The sequence below is a fragment of the Thermogutta sp. genome (assembly GCF_014359955.1).
In the GTDB taxonomy this organism is placed as follows: Bacteria; Planctomycetota; Planctomycetia; order Pirellulales; family Thermoguttaceae; genus Thermogutta.
In genome coordinates, this window is the sequence record NZ_JACIYL010001053.1 from 1 (window position 1) to 1,222 (window position 1,222).

1 protein-coding gene is annotated in these 1,222 nt (G+C 59.7%); it reads right to left on the reverse strand.

The window, feature by feature from the left end:
* Positions 1-1,222, reverse strand: a 1,222-nt coding sequence (locus H5U08_RS19310; RefSeq protein ID WP_297036964.1) for a hypothetical protein, incomplete at both ends; no start/stop codon positions are given.

Genomic DNA, 1,222 nt, shown 5'->3' on the forward strand with positions numbered 1-1,222 from the left:
ATCCATGAGGTGGAAAAGGGCCTCGAGTCCCGTATGGCCAGCGTGATGAGCCAGCGGTTTGAAAACGCCGGCGGTATCCCCACGGTTGCTGAAATCCTCAACGTGATCGACCGCGCCACGGAACCGATTCTTGGGAGCGCGAACCACCAGCAACAGTCCCTCGGATTTTTTGGTGTAAATGACCGCCCACGTTTTCTGTGAGGGGCCAAGCCGGAGCATGATCATGCGCTCATGGTTGTGGTCGATCGTCACCTCGGGCACGGCCTTTACGATTTCATGGATGATCTGGTGGAGGAGTTTGGGCCGCCATTTCAATTCTCCCCCTCTGATACCCATCTGGGTGAAGTGCCAAACCAAATCGTAGTCGGCGGTGCGTGTGCTCTCGGTGCTGCAGAGAGATTGGTAGTTCTGAATGGCAGGCGCCAGGAAGTCCCAGAAGTTGATTTCATCCAGTGACGCCAACTCGCTGACCCGCAGATCGATCTCGCACCAGGCGCCCTGCTGCCTGGTTGCCAGAGAGGGCGGTGGAAGCGGCGGTTCTTCCTGCGGTCGTTCGTAGAGCTTCAAAAATGGCGAGGGAGCCTCCGGAACGGTCCGCCGGACAGGGCGACGATTGGCGGAACTGGTGAGTATTCTGGCGGCACGCAGGCCTGTTCGGATCCGCAGGCGGAGTTGCAAATCGTCCCCCGTGTAGATGTGCATGAACCACGGGCCCCGCAGTCTTCGAGCGCGGACCTCGATGACATTCTGAGTGGAATAGTCGATCACCAGTGTGGACTGGTGATTTTCCAGAAATTGTATGAGTCGTTCCAGGATGGTCCGTCCCCACCGAATGGGACGCCCATTCATCGCAAAAGACCGGGTCAAATGCCAGGAACGGCCGTCGGCTTCCCATGGGCTCTTGACGTCGGTCAAGCTGGGCTCGGCTTCCGGTGAGTGCAGGGGAGACAGATGGTTCTTGTACGGATCGTACGGTTGGCGTTCTTTGCGGGGACTGTTGTCCAGGACCGGCGCCAGCACTTCTCCGGTGTAAGATCGCCACGGGGGCTGCATCGCTGACGCCCCCGATTTTCCGTTCGGACTTCCCTCTTCTGCCCGGCCTTTTTCGCGCTGCCACCAGCGAGAGTAGGCGACCACGTCTTCCGGCGTGCCCGCCACCACGACATGTCCCCCCTGTTCACCCGCTTCGGGCCCAAGATCGATGATCCAGTCGGCCGACTTG